The following is an 18,048-nucleotide window of genomic DNA, read 5'->3' as shown; positions in this document are numbered from 1 at the left end:
AAAAACAGGGCTTCTAAAAAAGCCCTGTTCGCTGTTTTTAATACGGATCAGACGGATGACTCTCCTGTTCAGCCTGCTTTGCAGCCTGTTCCGTTTCAGTTGTGCCGATCGGCCCGTTGCTGTTGTTTTCGGAAACCTTTTTTAGCCCTTCTGCTACGCGTTTTCCGTAGTCAGGATCAGCTTTTGTGAAATTCTCAATCATTTGATCCTGAATTTCTTTTCGGCACGTAGAAAGCGTATTCACCAAATTCGTAATCAATTCGTTCCGCTCAAATTCAGTAAATCTCCGGTACGTTTCTCCAGCCTGTCCGAAGTTGTTTGTTCTGTCAATCGCTTCACGCTTTACATCACCTTCGATATGCGGCGTATGGTCTTTTCCGTCCTGCTTCGCTTCCTTCAGCCCGCCCATAATGGATGGCTCGTAGTTGACGTGCGGGTTTTGTCCTTCTGCTCTATCGACCCGATATTGCATTTGCCCGCCTTCCTGGTTGGTGGCGACATGCTTTTTCGGCGAGTTGATCGGAAGCTGCAGGTAATTTGCGCCTACACGGTAGCGCTGCGTATCAGAGTAGGCAAACGTACGCCCCTGGAGCAATTTGTCGTCTGAAAAATCAAGCCCGTCGACAAGCACTCCCGTTCCAAATGAAGCTTGCTCCACTTCCGCATGGTAGTTTTCCGGATTTTTGTTCAGCACCAATTTGCCGATCGGTTTCCATGGGAAATCGTCTTTATACCACAGTTTTGTCGGATCGAGAGGATCAAAGTCCAGTTCAGGATGCTCATCATCGCTCATGATTTGAGCATACACTTCCCACTCTGGATAATCGCCATTTTCAATCGCGTCATATAAATCCTGTGTGGCATGGTTAAAGTTTTTCCCTTGAATCTCTTCTGCTTCCTTCTGTGTCAGGTTGCGGATGCCCTGCTTCGGTTCAAAATGGTATTTCACAAGAACGGCCTTGCCCTCCTCATTCACCCATTTATAGGCATGTACGCCTGAACCCTGCATTTGCCGGTAGTTGGCCGGAATGCCCCAAGGCGAAAACAAGAAGGTGATCATGTGTGTCGCTTCAGGAGATTGAGAAATGAAATCGAAAATACGTTCACCATCCTGGATGTTGGTCACTGGATCAGGCTGAAATGCATGTACAAGATCCGGAAATTTCAGCGGGTCGCGGATAAAAAAGATTTTTAGGTTGTTCCCGACCAAATCCCAGTTTCCGTCTTCTGTATATAGTTTTACAGCAAAACCGCGCGGGTCTCTCAATGTTTCAGGCGAGTGTTTTCCATGATTCACAGTTGAAAAACGGACAAATGCCGGTGTTTTCTTGCCTTTTTCCTGAAAGAGCTTGGCTCGTGTGTATGTTGAAATCGGTTCGTCTCCGAAGCTTCCGTACGCTTCAAAATACCCGTGTGCACCTGCTCCCCTGGCATGAACAACCCGCTCAGGGATGCGTTCCCGGTCGAAGTGGCTGATCTTTTCGAGAAAATCATAGTTCTCAAGTGTTGTAGGCCCTCTATTCCCGACGGTTCTCACATTCTGGTTGTCAGTAACAGGATGCCCCTGCCTATTCGTTAAGGTATCCTCTGACTCGTTTTTCCCGGATGTCTTATGGGAAAGCGCTTCCTCGCTCCCTTGGGCATTTGATTGGTGCTGCTTGTTTTGATGATCATCTTTCAATGGTTGGCCCTCCTTTTTTGAACGGTAACAATATTCCCTGAATGGAAAGATTTTAAAACAGCCGTTTTTTTTGATCTGCTTCGGGAATGGTACAATGTACAAAAATCGGTAAAAGGAGAGGTCGATTCGTGACGAGAGAAAAAAATCCGCTGCCCATCACGTTTTATCAAAAAACCGCTCTTGAGCTTGCCCCATCGCTTCTGGGCTGCCTTCTTGTAAAAGAAACAGACGAAGGCACAGCGTCAGGCTATATTGTGGAAACAGAGGCCTATATGGGTGCTGGAGACAGAGCGGCACACAGCTTTAACAACCGCCGGACGAAGCGGACTGAGATCATGTTTGCAGAAGCTGGGCGGGTATATACATACGTGATGCACACCCATACATTGCTGAATGTCGTTGCCGCGGAAGAGGATGTCCCGCAAGCGGTATTAATCAGGGCGATTGAGCCGCATGAAGGCCAGCTGTTAATGGAGGAGAGAAGGCCGGGCAGGAGTCCGAGGGAATGGACAAACGGACCAGGAAAGCTGACGAAAGCGCTTGGCGTCACGATGAATGACTACGGACGCTGGATCACGGAACAGCCGCTTTACATCGAAAGCGGGTACACACCGGAAGCAATTTCAACCGGCCCGCGCATCGGCATTGACAACAGCGGGGAGGCACGCGATTATCCATGGCGTTTCTGGGTGACGGGAAACAGGTACGTGTCGCGTTAGAATGTTTAAGGAAGAGGCAATCAGGGGAATGGTTGAGAAAAAAGAAGGGAGAATCGGAGCTTTGAAAAAGATGATCAAAACCGTTATCAAATGGGCGCCGGTCATTTACCCGATTGTTCGAAAAATCATGAAGGATCGCAAGGCGTCTAAACAAAAGAATATGTCCGCATCTAGAACAGCCGGCTGATCCCGGCTGTTTTTTATAGGTCAGTTTTCCCTCTAGTCCTCCGGATGTTCATTGACTTGCCATTCTCTCCATTATAGAATTTATATACATTTCGCATCCCTTCTTCATCCTTTCTGCCTATTCACTGAATCCCTGCATCTACTAGTTAGGAGGTTTTTCTCATGCTTCATGGGCGACTACGTGATATTCTGCGCTTGCTGATGGCGGCTGAAGCCCCGGTGACAAGTTCGTTTTTTGCCGCGCAATTAAACGTAACGACGCGGACAGTCCGCAATGATATAAAGGAACTTCAAGGTGTGCTAAGCGGTCACGGTGCCTTTGTACAATCTGTAAGAGGCTCCGGCTACAAGCTCCGCATTGATGACGAGCAAGTATTCAGAACACTGCTGCAAGATGAGTTTCAGCAAAAAAAGGGCCTGCCGGTATTGCCGGAGGAGAGAATGGCCTATCTTATGAAACGTCTGCTGCTGGCGGACCATTATCTCAAGCTCGATGAACTTGCTGAAGAACTATTTATCTCAAAATCTACACTCCAAACGGATTTAAAGGAAGTAAAGAAACGTCTGCTGCCTTACCGCATCGTCATGGAAACACGTCCGAATTACGGCTTCAAGCTGCGCGGGGACGAGGTGCAGATGAGGTACTGCATGGCGGAGTACATTGTCGATGAAAGAGAAACGGAGATAGATGTTTTAAATGAAAAGGCTGATATTTTGCCAAAAGAAGAAATTGAGATCATCCGTTCCGCCATCTTGAAAAAAATGAAAAACGACCGCATCCCTCTGTCCAACATGGGACTGAATAACCTCATTATCCATATCGCTATCGCCTGTAAACGGATCAGAACGGAAAACTATGTATCTCTTTTCCCGAAAGATATGGATCATATCCTGCATCAAAAGGAGTACCAGGCTGCAGAAGCCATCGTAAAAGAGCTGGAATCAGCGCTTGCCGTTACGTTTCCGAAAGACGAGACGGCCTACATCACCATGCATCTCCTTGGCACAAAACGAATGACACAATCACAATGCGGAGAGGACACATTTTCAATAGAGGAGGAAACCGATCAGCTGACACTTGCCATGATCAAAGCTGTTGATCGTGAACTGAAGCTTGGCATCCTGCATGACAAAGAGCTGAAAATCGGATTGGCCCTGCATATGAAGCCGGCGATCAGCCGCAACCGATACGGCATGAATCTTCGAAATCCGATGCTGGCAGCGATCAAGGAACATTATCCACTCGCTTTTGAAGCCGGGATCATTGCCGGAATCGTGATAAAGGAACATACGGGTATTGAGATTCATGAAAACGAAGTTGGATATTTGGCTCTCCACTTTGGCGCCGCGATTGAACGAAAAAAAACAGAAAGCCCGCCGAAACGCTGTATCATTGTATGCGCATCGGGTGCCGGAAGCGCCCAGCTTCTGCGCGAAAAACTGCGTTCCCATTTCGGCAAGCGGCTCGATATTCTTGGAACGGCTGAGTATTATAGTCTTGATCAAATGTCCTACGAATCAATTGATTTTGTCATCAGCACCATTCCGATTAAAAAAGAGCTCCCTGTACCAGTACTGAAGGTTAACACCATCTTAGGCGGAACTGACTTTACAAAAATAGAATCTATTCTGAGTGATGAAAAGGAAAAAGCCAATCGCTACCTAAAAAAAGAACTCGTTTTTTTTCAGGAGGATCTGCGCTCAAAAGAAGAAGTGATTCAATTTTTAGGGCAGAAAGCGGTCGAATGCGGCTTTGCCGATGAAGAAATCATAGATTCCATTTTTGAAAGAGAAGACATGTCGCCAACGTGTTTTGGCAATCTTGTTGCCATCCCGCACCCGCTTGTTCCGCAGACGAAAACAACGTTTTGGGCCGTTTGTACGCTCAAAAAACCGATCAATTGGGAGAGTCAGCGAGTTCAATTTGTCTGTCTGCTTTGTGTCGAAAAGGAGAACAAAGCGGATTTGCAAAGCATGTATAAACTGCTTGGCAGCATTTTGGATGACCCGGCGGCGGTGAACCAGCTGATCAAATGTCGTTCATATCAAGAGCTTTCGGATGTGTTTGACCAAAAAATGCTGAGCTGACAGCCTGTATATACCTTTTTTCCGTTGCCTGCGGAAAAACCCTGAGTGTTTATGAAAGCGATTTCATAATATGATGATAGCAACAGCAGGACATTACAAAATTGATCAAACTCTAGGGGGTCTTTTACATGAATATATTACTCGTTTGTGCAGCAGGCATGTCTACTAGCTTACTGGTGAGCAAGATGGAAAAAAGTGCGCAGGAACAGGGAAAAGACTATACCATTTGGGCAGTTTCAGGCGATTCTGTACAAAATCATATCGATAAAGCGGATGTATTGCTTCTCGGTCCGCAAGTCCGTTACATGCTTCCGCAGCTCAAAAAATTAGGAGAGTCAAAGGGGGTTCCGGTAGACGTCATTAATACCGTCCATTATGGCACGTGCAACGGGGCGGAAGTGCTGAAATCAGCTGAACAGCTTGGACATGTGTCATAGAGAGGGGCGGGCTATGTGAATAAAGTCAATCAGATCTTAGAAGAAAAGGTCATGCCTATAGCGGGAAGAATTGCGGGACAGCGTCATTTGCAGGCGCTGCGTGATGGTATCATCCTCACGATGCCCCTGATTATCATCGGTTCCTTTTTCCTCATCATTGGCAACCTCCCGATCCCGGGATACGCTGAGTTTATGGCAAAAACGTTTGGCAGCTCCTGGTCTGAAAAACTGGCCTACCCAGTCGACGCGACCTTTGAAATTATGGGTCTTGTCGCCGCGTTCGGCATCGCCTACCGGCTCGCCGAGAAATACGGTGTTGATGCCTTGTCGGCCGGAGCCATTTCACTTGCGGCATTTTTATTAGCAACACCTTATCAAGTGCCGTTTATGCCGGATGGCGCGACGAAAGAAATCATGGTTGGCGGCGGGATTCCGCTTTCGCTCATGGGAAGCAAAGGCTTATTTGTCGCCATGATTATCGCAATGGTGTCCACAGAGATTTACCGCCTTATTATCCAGCGCAATTTAGTCTTCAAAATGCCGGACGGTGTCCCGCCGGCGGTAAGCAAGTCATTTGTCGCGTTAATCCCCGGCTTTGCCGTCATCTTCCTAATTTGGGCAGCCCGGCTGATTGTTGAAGCGACACCGTTTGAAAGCCTTCATAATATTGTAAGCGTTTTATTAGGGACTCCGCTTTCCATTCTGGGAGGAAGCCTTGGAGGAAGCCTTGTCGCCGAAGCCGTCAAAATGCTTTTATGGGCCTGCGGCCTTCACGGTGCAAACATTGTCGGAGGCGTCATGGCACCAATTTGGTACGGCGCAATGGATGCCAACCGGATCGCATTCCAAGCCGGTGAGGAGCTTCCTAAGATTTTCACCCAGCAATTTTTCGATATCTGGGTCAATATCGGCGGAAGCGGCGCCACATTGGCACTGGTTGTCACGATGTTCCTGCGCGCCCGAAGCAAACAAATGAAGCAGCTCGGGAAGCTTGCGGTCGGCCCGGCCATCTTCAATATTAACGAACCGATTATATTCGGAATGCCGATCGTCATGAACCCAATGCTCTTACTTCCGTTTATCATCACACCGCTTGTCACAGTGACACTTACGTACATCGGAATGAGCACCGGCCTTGTCGCAAAACCGGCGGGTATCGCAGTGCCGTGGACCATGCCGCCGATCTTTTCAGGCTACTTGGCGACAGGAGGAAAAGTCTCAGGCGCGGTCATGCAAGCCATTAATATTGTCGTATCCTTTGTTGTCTACTACCCGTTCTTCAGAATGTGGGATAAGCAGAAGCTGAAAGAAGAAAACGATCTGGAGCTGGTTCAAACGCCTGCAGCATCAGATGACAAAGAAGCGGCTCTGTAGAGAAAGGAAGTGAATCGCGTGAATGAGGAAATGGAACAAATCATTTTTCAAATCATCCTTCACGGAGGAAACGGTAGGAGCTCCGCAATGGAGGCCATTGCCGCTGCGAAAAGCGGTGACGCAGAAGAAGCGCGGAAAAAGCTTCAAGACGCTGCTGAAGAATTGTCAAAAGCCCATCATTATCAGACAGAGCTGATCCAAAATGAAGCGGGCGGAGAAAAGACGGAAATGACGCTTCTGATGGTTCATGCACAGGATCATTTAATGAATGCAATGACAGTGAAGGATATGGCTGCAGAGATCATTGAGTTATATGAAAAAATCACCGAGCAAAGGGGAGCAAGCATATGACAAAAGGATTGAAGATTGTAACGATTGGCGGAGGTTCAAGCTATACGCCCGAGCTAGTGGAAGGGTTTATTAAACGGTATGATGAGCTGCCTGTGCGCGAATTATGGCTCGTCGATATCCCTGAGGGCGAAGAAAAGCTGAATATTGTCGGCACACTCGCCAAACGGATGGTTGAAAAAGCTGGCGTCCCGATTGACATTCATCTTACGCTCGACCGGAGAAAAGCGCTGAAAGACGCAGACTTTGTTACGACCCAATTCCGTGTCGGACTTTTGCAGGCAAGAGCAAAGGATGAGCGCATTCCGCTAAAATACGGTGTAATAGGCCAGGAAACAAACGGCCCGGGAGGCCTGTTTAAAGGATTGCGCACAATTCCGGTCATCCTTGAGATCGCAAAGGACATAGAAGAGCTTTGCCCGAACGCTTGGCTTGTTAACTTCACAAACCCTGCCGGCATGGTAACAGAAGCCTTGCTTCGCTACTCCAACCTGAAGAAAGTCGTCGGTCTTTGCAATGTTCCAATCGGCATCAAAATGGGCGTAGCCAAAGCGCTTGATGTAGATGTGGACCGCGTAGAAGTCCAATTTGCCGGACTGAACCATATGGTATTCGGGCTGGATGTTTTCTTGGACGGCGTAAGTGTGAAAGAGCAAGTCATCGAGGCGATGGGTGACCCGAAAAACGCGATGACGATGAAAAATATATCAGGCGCCGAATGGGAACCAGATTTCTTAAAAGCGCTCAATGTGATCCCTTGCGGCTATCACCGTTACTATTTCAAAACAAAAGAGATGCTGGAGCACGAACTGGAAGCATCACAAACGGAGGGCACCCGCGCTGAAGTCGTACAGAAGGTCGAAAAAGAGCTGTTCGAGCTTTATAAAGATCCGAACCTTGCGATCAAACCGCCGCAGCTGGAAAAACGGGGCGGGGCTTACTACAGTGATGCAGCATGTAACTTAATCAGCTCCATTTATAATGATAAACATGACATTCAGCCGGTGAATACGATCAATAATGGTGCAATAGCGAGTATTCCAGACGATTCCGCAGTTGAAGTGAACTGTGTGATGACGAAAACCGGCCCTAAGCCAATTGCTGTCGGCGACTTGCCGGTGTCTGTCCGCGGCCTCGTCCAGCAAATCAAATCCTTTGAACGTGTCGCGGCAGAAGCGGCAGTTACAGGTGACTATCAAACTGCACTCCTTGCCATGACGATTAACCCGCTTGTCCCGTCCGATACTGTGGCCAAACAGATTTTAGACGAAATGCTGGAGGCGCACAAAGGGTATCTGCCGCAGTTTTTCAACAAAATTGAAGCGTAAAAAAAGCCGGCCTGTAATGGGCCGGCTTTTTTCTTACTTGCTTTCAGTCAGCGCTGCAACTTCGGTCGTCCATCCGAATTCGTCTGCGACAGCGCCTTTTTGAATGCCTGTAATCGTGTCATATAGTTTTTTTGCGATTTCTCCTGTTTCACCGTTGTTGATCGAAAGTGTTTCATCCTGCCAGATCAGCTCGCCGACTGGGGAAATAACAGCTGCTGTACCTGTTCCGAAGGCTTCTTCCAGGATGCCGTCTTTATGGGCTTGGATGACCTCATCGATCGCAATTTTCCGTTCTGAAACTTGAAGGCCCCAATGCTTAAGCAAGGCGATGACTGAATTGCGCGTAATGCCTTCCAGGATGCTTCCGTTCAGCATCGGCGTTACGATTTCACCGTTGATTTTGAAGAAGATGTTCATGCTTCCAACTTCTTCGATGTATTTCTTCTCAATGCCGTCCAGCCAAAGCACTTGGGAAAATCCTTTCTCTTCGGCGACCTGCTGCGCTTTTAAGCTTGAAGCGTAGTTCCCTGCGGTTTTGGCATTTCCTGTTCCGCCTTTTACCGCACGGACAAATTCACTTTCAACAGCGATTTTGACCGGCTTAATGCCTTCTTTGTAATAAGAGCCGACCGGAGAAAGAATGATCAAGAGCTTATACGTATGAGATGCCGCAACACCAAGGAAAGGCTCGGTTGCGATGATGAACGGACGGATGTATAGGGACGTGCCCTCCGCATTTGGAATCCAGTCTTTATCAATTGCGACAAGCTGCTTTAAGCCTTCAAGAACCTGTTCTTCATCAATTTGCGGGATGCAGAGGCGGTCGTTTGATTGATTCAGGCGTTCCATATTTTTTTCCGGTCTGAAAAGCAGAACATGGTCATCCTCTGACACGTAAGCCTTTAACCCTTCAAACACGGTTTGGCCGTAGTGATAGACCATTGCGGCCGGATCCATTGATAAGGGCTGATAAGGAATGATTCTTGGATCGTACCAACCTTTATCTGCGGCATAGTCCATTACAAACATGTGGTCTGTAAACACTCTTCCGAACGAAAGCTGATTTGGGTCTGGTTTCGGTTTTTTTGTTGATGTCAATTCAACGCGAATTGTTTGTTTAGTCATGGTCAATCTCCCTGCTGTTAAATTGTTTATATTATCAAACTTATTTGAAAATAATTATATTCTATTGTATACCTTCAACAAATAATCGCAATAGGTTTGCTCAAATTTGTAAGAAATTCATATGAAAAAAGCAGGAGAAATTAATTCTCCTGCGTGTTCATTTGCTCGAATAACCTGTCATAATCGGCGCGAGTGGCATCCCGAAGACCTTCAACACGTTCATTTGTAATCTCCTGTTTGCCTTCCTTCAAGCCGTCCAAGAAATATTGAACATATTCTTCAGATGAAATGCCCCGGTACGTCAGGCCTTGTTTATCGCGTGATTTTTGGTTTAAGCCCGTGTCCACCATAGGCGGTGCCATTTCAATCACTTCCACGCTCGTGTCGCGGAGCTGGTGTCTGAGCGTAAGCGAGAACGAGTGAAGTGCTGCTTTTGTTGCGCAGTACACCGGATAAACAGCTAACGGGTTAAACGCAAGCCCGGATGTGACCTGAACGATTGCCGCCTCGGGCTGCTTCATCAAATGAGGTGTGAAAAGGGCGGATAAATGGACAGGCGCTTGGAAATTAAGTTCAATTTCATCACCGTCCACAAAAAGCTCCTCTGTCCCTTTTTTAAAGTCAATTTCCTTTTGAATGCCGGCGTTGTTGACGAGAACATTCAAGTTCGGATATTCCTTTAAAGCCCATTCATACAATGCTTCCCGCTGCGAACGGTCTGCAACATCACATTGCTTTGTATGGATGTTTGGGAGCTGCTGCTTCGCTTCTGCAAGACGTGCTTCGCTGCGTCCGCAAATGATAACTTCATTGCCGAGTTCCAGCAGGCGCTTGGCCAGTTCAAGCCCGATGCCAGCAGAACCCCCTGTGATTAAAACCGTATTATTTGTCATCTTCATTGGATGTAACACCTCTTAATTAAGTTGGCTGTGATTCCTTTACTATTTCAAATCTTAGCAGGAAATATGCAGCCGCGTCCTATGAGATGCTCAGGATGAAGTGACTTTTCCGGTTTTATAAAATTCGTCAATTGCTTTATCGACATACACCCAGCCTTTCCAGCCGATGTGAATGGTGTCTTTCATGAAATACGGGTCATATTCATGCCCTGAGAAATCAGCAACCTGGAAGCCCTTCGCTCTGATTTGTTTATTTACCTTTTTGTAATAGTCAGTGCGTCCTTTTTTCGGGAAGCCCGTGTAATCGTACCATTTCCCGTTAACAGGAATGGTGACAAACATAGGCTCTGCGCCCGCATCCTTCAGGATATCGAGCATCATTTCAAAGTCGCCATATTCCGGTGACACCGCATACGATCTTCCTTTGTTTTTCCCTTTCAGCTTAGGCACTTTCGGCTTCAGCTTTTTATAGACAGGGTTGTCGATGTGAAAATCGTTAGAACCGGAGTGGCGTTTGCCTGATTGATCCGCTAGTTTATTCAATTCAGACCATGACTTATCCTTTACTGACTGCGAGATATAGCGCTTTGGCCCGGATGATTCTGTCGTTGAATAATACAGATCTTTCTTTTCCAGCATGCTGTAATACACTTTCGCCGCCGGCTTCAGCGCGTTCACTTTCCACGTCTGGCCGTTTACCATTGCTTTGTACAGCTCAGAAAGAATGGCATCGTTTTGCACAGCCTTAAAGCGAAGCATGCGTTTCATCATTTTCTTTTTAATTTCAGGATCGATCTGATCGTTAAATGCCAAATCAAGCCCTTGCAGCGCAGAATAGTTCGGCGCGAAATGCTGTTCATCAGACCCGCGCTTAATAAACCATTGCGGAGACACGATGAATACGATTTTTTTGCCCTTCAGCTGATCCATATGGGCAGCGAAGTTTAAAGAATGAATCAATGACTGGGATCCGCCTTTGCCGACAAGGTATGGCGTGAATCCCTCATTGTTTACCTGAAAATAATTAGATGGGTGGAACTCGTCCAGCCGAGAAAGCTCAGAAGACCCGTAAATCGGAAGATATGTCGGATCTTTGAGCATCTGATCTTGTAAATATAGCCCTTGAAACATACTCGGATTCAAGGCTGTTGCTGACTCTTTCACACGCTTATCGGTGATGAAGCCTGTCAGCCATGAAGATGGAATTGCGATGGCGCCTGCGAATAGAATAAACGCCAAAATAATTGGACCGAAAAAACGCTTTTTCATTATTTCAACTCAGACAGCTGATTTACAATGTTGTTAGGTGTATTCCAAACGTCCCGGTCAAATTCAGTGATCGGCACTAAAATATCAAAACGGTTTTCAATCGCAAGCAGCAATTCTACTGTTCCAAAAGAATCAAGCAAACCTTCTTCAAAAATTTCAATATCAGGATTTTCCTTTACGATGTCATCTTGGCAAACCTCTGCTAAAACGTCTAATACCTCTTGTTTAAAATCCATAGCTTTCTAATCTCCTTTAATGGTGGTGATGAAATGGTTTTCCTGAGAAAATATAAAACCCGAAGCAAACGAAATGGAATGTGATCACAATCGCGAGAATGGTTGTCCAGCGGTTGGACGGCAGCCATTTATATTTCTTATTCCACTTCTCGAAAAAGTTGTAACACGTCATCAGAACGGCGTGATAGAGGCCGTAAATGATATATTGCGGCGCGAGCCCGTGCCAAACCCCCATCAGCATAAACAGCAGGAAATACCCGATGTTTGAGACGGCCATACGGTTTTTGATCCACTTTTTCTTAGTCATCCAAAATACGAATCTCATAAACACATAATCTCTGAACCAAAATGACAGAGACATATGCCAGCGATTCCAGAAATCTTTAATATTTTTACTGATAAACGGTTTATTAAAGTTTTCCGGTGATTTAATGCCCATAATGTAGCTGACCCCGACGGCAAACATCGTGTAGCCGGCGAAATCAAAGAATAAATACATGCTGTAGCCGTACATGTACAGCAGGTTCCCAAGAATCTTATTGTGCGTGATTGCGGGAAGATTCATGATGAAGTACGTATTGATCGCGTAGCCGATAATAAATTTATACAGAAAACCGATGAAGATTTTATGGATTCCCGTATACAACAGGTCGGCGTATTCTTCTTTCGTCCAGGCCTTCTGTTCATCCTTGACGAACCGGCGGTATCTGTCGATCGGGCCGGAGGAAATCGTCGGGAAAAACAGGATGAAATACAGCAGGCGGTGCAATGGCAGCTGTTCTTTCAGCAGTCCGTCTCTTGCTTCCATAATCAGCTGAACGCCTTTAAAGGTTAAATATGAAATCCCTAAAAAGCTGATCAGGTTATGCGGCGGATGATGCGGCTGCGGGTGTGAAAGAAACGGCCATATTTTTGACAGAAATAAAGGCAGAATCGACGCGATAACAGCCCCGCAAAAGACAAAGCCGCTGTTCGCTTTCTGCCGGTATGCCAGATAGCCGCTGATCAGGAGCACCTGCCATATTGTAAACAGGCACAGCGCGATGACCCCGTGTAAGTCGTGCGAAAAAATTAAAGCCAATATAATGATAGATATGAACATGTTGTATGCTTGAAATCTTTTTCCGTTTAAGCCGAGAATGATCGTCGGCAGAAGAAGAATGCCAAGCAGTATAAAGAATAAAAACGAGCTGTAAGGCGTCATACAAGAACCTCTTCGCCAATGCGTTTTCGGTCAATTTTGCCGTTAGCCGTCATTTGAATGTGATCCTGATAGATAAATTTTCTCGGGATCATATATGCCGGAAGAGAAGCGGCAAGCTCTTTTTTAATAGCGCTTGTCAGCTGGAATTCCTTCTCGAACTCATGCTCCTCAGGCACAATAGCAGCGATCAGGTACTCAACTGTTCCGTTTGGCTGATAAGGAATCACGACAGCAGAGCGAACGTACTGTGACTGTCTGACATGGAACTCGATTTCCTCCAGCTCCATTCGATAGCCGTGAAGTTTAATCTGAAAATCCAAACGTCCTTGGCAGAAAATCTGACCGTCTTGAATAAAGCCGGCATCGCCAGTTCGGTATGCCCACTGGCCTTCATGAGAGAAAAACGCTTTTTCCGTCAGCTCTGGCTCACCAAGGTAGCCTCGGCTTACACTCGGCCCTGCAATGACGATTTCTCCTTTTTCTCCATCAGGAAGCGGCTGTCCCTGTTCATCCATAATGAAAATGTTCATATCTGGTTTGGCGAAGCCCACTGGAAGCGATTCGCTGCGGCTGATGACGTCAGCCGTAATTTCAACCGATGTGACAGCCACTGTCGCTTCAGTCGGGCCGTACGTATTAAAAATCTTCGCTTTCGGAAAACGCTCAAGCAGCGCTTTTGCCACAGAAACCGGAAGAACCTCTCCGCAAAACATAAATGTGTCCGCATGAGGCAGCAGATCCTGTGAAAAACCCGGATCCATCAGGCACATTTGCACAAAGGAAGGTGTTGATGTCCACACATTCAGTCCGGACTTCTTCAGCTCTTCAAATAAGACTTTCGGCTTGTTCACAGCATCCTTTGTCACGCAATGTAAAGTCCCGCCTGATTGAAGGCACGGATATAGGTCCATGACAGACAAATCAAATGAGAACGGCGCTTGGTTTAAAAATATTTTTCCTCCGCTGACTGGAAAGTCTGCACAAATCCAGTCTGTGAAGCTTTGAAGATTCGCAGCGGAAATCTGCACGCCTTTCGGATTTCCTGTGCTTCCGGAAGTGTAAATGATATAAAACGTTTCGTGTTCTTTGACCCATTGATCTTGGCTGACAGAGCCGCCTTCGTTTTCCAGCAGTTCTTCCGCAGAAACTGTCTGAATCTGCTGGCCGACTGCATCAATTGAGAGTCCTGCTGCATGGATCAGCAATTCTGCTCCAGAGCTTTCGATAATTTTCGCAATCCGTTCGGACGGAATAGAAAGGTCAACCGGAATATAAGGATGTCCCGCTTTGACACTTCCCAAGAAGGAAACGATCATGTGCGGCTCCATGTGGCCGTACACAAGGATAGGAGATTTCTTTTCCCCAGAAATGCGTTTTTGGATCGCGGCAGCCGCGCGGTCAGACTGCTCCCATAATTCCTGATACGTGAGCGACTGGCCTTGAGAGCGGAAGGCATCGGTTTGCGGATAAGTTTCCGCATGTGTTTGAATAGCATGTAAAAGTTTCATAGTTATTCTCTCTCCAATTAGAAATCGTTATAAATATATGAACCGGTATTCGCGGTGTGAAAACCATACATAAAAAACAAAACAAGCAGTATCATCAAATAAAAGCCTGTATGACATGTCCACTTGACAGCGGGTTTTTCATACAGCTGTTTCATTAATTGCAGCATATCAAAAATTCCCTTCCCGTTTTTTCGACAATCACATGATTATTTGACGATCAGATGCTCAAAAAGTTTCATTTTTTCCCTAATCTCCCTCAAATTAATATATCGGCGTATGTTTTTGAAAATGAATCTTTATACCTGCAAGGGCAAGAATGGAATGTTTCGAGCTGATTCATAATAAAGGAAAAGATAGCTGGAGTCAAAAGATCTTTTTAACTTTTAAAAAGTGTAATGTACTTAAAAAAATTTTTCTGTACCTGTTCGTTCAAGTGAAAGCAGAAACCTAATGAAATCAGGGCGAGAAGCGTATAATAAGAAAGAAAACGCCTTCTTGCGGTATCTTGTGAAATAAGGGAGAAGTCATTATGATAGATAAGGAAGCAAAAGGAGTTTTTTATTAAGCTGCCGGCTGAAAAAAAGTAAGCCTTTTAATAGAAAGGAAGAGGAAGATGAACCAAACAAATAAGGGTGAGGGTCAGACAGCGCCGCAAAAAGAAAGCATGGGGCAGATCCTTTGGCAGTTAACCCGTCCTCATACGTTAACCGCATCGTTTGTGCCTGTGCTGCTCGGAACCGTTTTGGCGATGTTTTATGTGAAGGTTGATCTGCTGCTGTTTTTGGCTATGCTGTTTTCTTGCCTATGGATCCAGATCGCGACGAACTTATTTAATGAATACTATGATTTTAAACGCGGATTAGATACAGCAGAATCAGTCGGAATCGGAGGGGCAATTGTACGCCACGGAATGAAGCCTAAAACGATTTTGCAATTAGCTCTGGCCTCATACGGGATTGCCATTTTGCTCGGTGTCTATATTTGTGCGAGCAGCAGCTGGTGGCTTGCGCTGATCGGCCTTGTCGGCATGGCGATCGGCTACCTGTATACAGGCGGGCCGCTGCCGATTGCGTACACGCCGTTCGGTGAATTATTCTCAGGCATTTGCATGGGTTCGGTGTTTGTGCTGATTTCGTTTTTCATTCAGACAGATATGATCAACACGCAAAGCATTTTGATTTCCATCCCGATTGCGATTCTTGTCGGCGCGATTAACCTGTCGAACAACATTCGTGATATTGAAGAGGACAAAAAAGGCGGACGCAAAACATTGGCGATTTTGATGGGGCATAAGGGAGCTGTTACTCTGTTAGCTGCGTCGTTTGCCGTCGCTTATATCTGGGTTGTCGGTTTGGTTATTACCGGTGCCGCAAGCCCATGGCTGTTTGTCGTCTTTTTAAGCGTGCCTAAGCCGGTTCAAGCAGTGAAGGGTTTCGTCCAAAAAGAAATGCCGATGAATATGATTGTTGCAATGAAATCAACAGCCCAAACAAATACATTTTTCGGATTCCTGCTCTCGATCGGATTATTGATCAGCTATTTCCGATAATAAAAAAGACCGCTCGTTTCGTGCGGTCTTTTTTTGTTACAATCGACCGCATTTTGTAAAAAAATTCATAGAACCTTGCAGCAGACAGAGACGTCTAGTACATGGACAGCGGATAAAGTTCCGTTAAAGGAGATGACGAACATGGATTTATCTGTAACACATATGGACGATTTAAAAACAGTAATGGAAGATTGGAAAAATGAGTTATTAGTTTATAAATTTGCGCTAGATGCGCTCGATACAAAGTTCTCAATTATCAGCCAGGAATATAACCTCATTCACGGACACAACCCGATTGAACATACAAAATCCCGTGTCAAAAGCTTTGAAAGCATCGTGAATAAGTTAATGAGAAAGGGCTGTGAGATTACGACGAAGGAAATGAAGGAGCATATTCACGACATTGCCGGCGTGCGCATCATCTGTTCCTTTATTTCTGACATTTATAATGTCGTGAATGTGTTGAAGCAGCATGAAGATTTGAGAATCGTAAAGGTAAAGGATTATATCCAGACACCCAAACCGAATGGCTATCGAAGCCTGCATTTAATCATTGAGATGCCTGTGAATTTAACGAACCGTGTGGAATACGTCAAAGCAGAAATTCAAATCCGGACAATCGCGATGGATTTCTGGGCGAGCCTTGAACATAAAATTTATTATAAATTGAACAATGATGTTCCTAAGCAATTAACAGATGAGCTGAAGGAAGCCGCGGAGATTGCCCATTACCTAGATGAGAAAATGCTGGGGATTAAGAAAGAAGTGGATTGATAACAAAAGCGAAGCCTGACAGGGTTTCGCTTTTTTGCTTTGCTTGCTAGTACTTTTTATACCAGTATAAACTCACTTCTGTTTCCATGATTGAACCTGCTTTATCATGCATGAAGAAAGGAGGTAAACATGAACCATTCCATTTCATTATCGAGAGGTTTGATTTTTCTTATCGCGGTGACTAGCGGGTTTACGGTAGCCAATGTCTATATCAATCAAACATTGCTTGTCAGCATGGCAGGCACGTTTCATATGACGCCGGCACAAGCTGGAATGATTGCTACATTGGCGCAGATTGGCTATGCGGCGGGGAACCTTCTGCTTGTTCCATTGGGAGATCTTTTTGAACGCCGCCGCTTAATTGTGAGCCTGCTATTCTTAGTGGGGGTTTGTTCGGCCGCTTCAGCGTTAGCTGTAAGCTTTCTATGGCTAGTCATCACAAATTTATTATTGGGATTCTTCACGATTATTCCTCAAATCCTTGTGCCGTTTGCGGCAGGTTTAGCAAATGACAGGAACAGAGGAAAAGTACTCGGAAACGTAGCCATCGGCTTGGTTTGCGGAATTTTAGGGGCGAGAGTGGTCAGCGGGGCGATAGATGCCCATTATGGCTGGCGCGTGATGTATTGGATTGCCTGTGCAGCAGCCGTCATCATTATGTTGATTATTCACTTCTGCTTTCCGAAAAGCAAAGGGACACATGCATTTCATTACGGAAAACTCATTTCTTCATTATTTCCGCTTTTGATCAAGGAGAAAGTGTTAAGAAAAGCATGTGTAAACCAAGGCTTCATGTTCGGCGCCTTCAGTTTATTTTGGACGACGTTAGTGTTTATGGTGAGTGAACCTCCATTCTCGTTTGGCAGCCAGACTGCCGGAACAATCGGTTTGGTGGGAATTGGCGGGGCTTTTGCAACTCCGCTGATCGGCCGGATTATTGATCAAAAAGGAGCTGCTTTTTCCAACAAGCTTTGTATGTCTTTTACCTTATTGTCATTTGTTTTATTAATGGCAGGCCAGACTTCATTGATTGTGATTGTATTGGGCGCTTTATTCATCACCATGGGCATTCAGGCGAATCAGGTGGCGTGTCAGGCGGAGATTTTCCAATTGTCGGCTGAAATGAGAAGCAGATTGAATGGCCTCTTTATGGTCAGCACGTTTTTAGGCGGCGCCTTGGGATCGTATGCAGGAGGTGCAGTCTGGATGCTGTTTCATTGGAACGGTGTTTGTATTCTGGGGATGATCATGGTCGGTATTGCCTTCAGTTCAAGGATTACCATAAATCGTACTACTAAAAAAACGATATTGGAAGGGAGATAG

At 45.9% G+C, this 18,048-nt stretch carries 19 protein-coding genes; 11 read left to right on the top strand and 8 right to left on the bottom strand.

Going from position 1 to position 18,048, the window contains the following annotated elements; all coding sequences use genetic code 11:
• Positions 1-37 precede the first annotated feature (37 nt).
• Positions 38-1,681: a catalase KatX gene (gene katX, locus M1D65_RS19305; protein WP_014478383.1), complete on the bottom strand. Its 1,644-nt coding sequence runs from the start codon at positions 1,679-1,681 to the stop codon at positions 38-40.
• A 128-nt stretch (positions 1,682-1,809) separates the two neighbouring features.
• Here katX and M1D65_RS19300 point away from each other — a divergent pair, with 128 nt between their 5' ends.
• The 7 genes from M1D65_RS19300 (at position 1,810) to licH (ending at position 8,161) form a co-directional block, all read left to right on the top strand.
• A complete protein-coding gene (locus M1D65_RS19300) occupies positions 1,810-2,400 on the top strand; it encodes a DNA-3-methyladenine glycosylase (RefSeq protein WP_003227303.1) in 591 nt (196 codons plus the stop codon).
• 28 nt (positions 2,401-2,428) lie between these two features.
• Positions 2,429-2,587, top strand: coding sequence for a hypothetical protein (locus M1D65_RS19295; protein ID WP_009968374.1), 159 nt, complete (start codon positions 2,429-2,431; stop codon positions 2,585-2,587).
• 161 nt (positions 2,588-2,748) lie between these two features.
• Positions 2,749-4,674, top strand: coding sequence for a transcriptional regulator LicR (gene licR, locus M1D65_RS19290; RefSeq protein ID WP_456270691.1), 1,926 nt, complete (start codon positions 2,749-2,751; stop codon positions 4,672-4,674).
• Between the two features lie 128 nt (positions 4,675-4,802).
• Positions 4,803-5,111, top strand: a complete 309-nt coding sequence (gene licB, locus M1D65_RS19285) for a PTS lichenan transporter subunit IIB (protein WP_003218755.1) — start codon at positions 4,803-4,805, stop codon at positions 5,109-5,111.
• Positions 5,112-5,126: 15 nt separating this feature from the next.
• Entirely contained in the window at positions 5,127-6,485 is a 1,359-nt protein-coding gene (gene licC, locus M1D65_RS19280) for a PTS lichenan transporter subunit IIC (RefSeq protein WP_003227311.1), read from the top strand.
• An 18-nt stretch (positions 6,486-6,503) separates the two neighbouring features.
• The gene (gene licA, locus M1D65_RS19275; protein WP_003227313.1) at positions 6,504-6,836 is read left to right on the top strand and encodes a PTS lichenan transporter subunit IIA; all 333 of its coding nucleotides are present in this window, start codon (positions 6,504-6,506) and stop codon (positions 6,834-6,836) included.
• Positions 6,833-8,161 (top strand): 6-phospho-beta-glucosidase LicH, encoded by a 1,329-nt coding sequence (gene licH / locus M1D65_RS19270; protein ID WP_120027618.1) that lies wholly within the window; start codon positions 6,833-6,835, stop codon positions 8,159-8,161. The genes licA and licH overlap by 4 nt, the downstream gene beginning before the upstream one ends.
• Before the next feature lie 33 nt (positions 8,162-8,194).
• Here licH and M1D65_RS19265 read toward each other — a convergent pair whose 3' ends face one another.
• From M1D65_RS19265 to M1D65_RS19235, 7 genes are all read right to left on the bottom strand, one after another.
• Positions 8,195-9,286, bottom strand: a complete 1,092-nt coding sequence (locus tag M1D65_RS19265; RefSeq protein WP_003244231.1) for a branched-chain amino acid aminotransferase — start codon at positions 9,284-9,286, stop codon at positions 8,195-8,197.
• Between the two features lie 140 nt (positions 9,287-9,426).
• Positions 9,427-10,185, bottom strand: coding sequence for an SDR family oxidoreductase (locus M1D65_RS19260; protein WP_003242574.1), 759 nt, complete (start codon positions 10,183-10,185; stop codon positions 9,427-9,429).
• A gap of 90 nt (positions 10,186-10,275) precedes the next feature.
• Positions 10,276-11,454, bottom strand: coding sequence for a D-alanyl-lipoteichoic acid biosynthesis protein DltD (dltD, locus tag M1D65_RS19255; protein WP_003227323.1), 1,179 nt, complete (start codon positions 11,452-11,454; stop codon positions 10,276-10,278).
• A complete protein-coding gene (gene dltC / locus M1D65_RS19250; protein WP_003227325.1) occupies positions 11,454-11,690 on the bottom strand; it encodes a D-alanine--poly(phosphoribitol) ligase subunit DltC in 237 nt (78 codons plus the stop codon). Before dltC ends, dltD begins: the two co-directional genes overlap by 1 nt.
• 16 nt (positions 11,691-11,706) lie before the next feature.
• Entirely contained in the window at positions 11,707-12,894 is a 1,188-nt protein-coding gene (gene dltB, locus M1D65_RS19245; protein WP_003227327.1) for a D-alanyl-lipoteichoic acid biosynthesis protein DltB, read from the bottom strand.
• Positions 12,891-14,402 carry a D-alanine--poly(phosphoribitol) ligase subunit DltA gene (gene dltA / locus M1D65_RS19240; RefSeq protein ID WP_049140910.1) on the bottom strand — a complete coding sequence of 504 codons (1,512 nt, stop codon included), beginning with the start codon at positions 14,400-14,402 and terminating at the stop codon, positions 12,891-12,893. Before dltA ends, dltB begins: the two co-directional genes overlap by 4 nt.
• A gap of 17 nt (positions 14,403-14,419) precedes the next feature.
• The gene (locus M1D65_RS19235; RefSeq protein WP_003227330.1) at positions 14,420-14,569 is read right to left on the bottom strand and encodes a teichoic acid D-Ala incorporation-associated protein DltX; all 150 of its coding nucleotides are present in this window, start codon (positions 14,567-14,569) and stop codon (positions 14,420-14,422) included.
• A 149-nt stretch (positions 14,570-14,718) separates the two neighbouring features.
• Between M1D65_RS19235 and M1D65_RS19230 the strand changes: the two genes are divergently transcribed.
• The 4 genes from M1D65_RS19230 to M1D65_RS19215 all read left to right on the top strand — a co-directional run bounded on the left by M1D65_RS19230 (position 14,719) and on the right by M1D65_RS19215 (position 18,048).
• Positions 14,719-14,853 (top strand): hypothetical protein, encoded by a 135-nt coding sequence (locus tag M1D65_RS19230; RefSeq protein ID WP_021480955.1) that lies wholly within the window; start codon positions 14,719-14,721, stop codon positions 14,851-14,853.
• Between the two features lie 162 nt (positions 14,854-15,015).
• Entirely contained in the window at positions 15,016-15,951 is a 936-nt protein-coding gene (locus M1D65_RS19225; protein WP_015250916.1) for a 1,4-dihydroxy-2-naphthoate polyprenyltransferase, read from the top strand.
• Between the two features lie 141 nt (positions 15,952-16,092).
• Positions 16,093-16,725, top strand: a complete 633-nt coding sequence (gene ywaC, locus M1D65_RS19220; RefSeq protein ID WP_003244564.1) for a GTP pyrophosphokinase YwaC — start codon at positions 16,093-16,095, stop codon at positions 16,723-16,725.
• Between the two features lie 129 nt (positions 16,726-16,854).
• On the top strand, positions 16,855-18,048 hold the full coding sequence (locus M1D65_RS19215) for an MFS transporter (protein WP_064671786.1): 1,194 nt from the start codon (positions 16,855-16,857) through the stop codon (positions 18,046-18,048).

It is taken from the genome of Bacillus sp. JZ39 (assembly GCF_053903145.1).
This window is presented reverse-complemented; position numbering and strand designations above follow the sequence as displayed.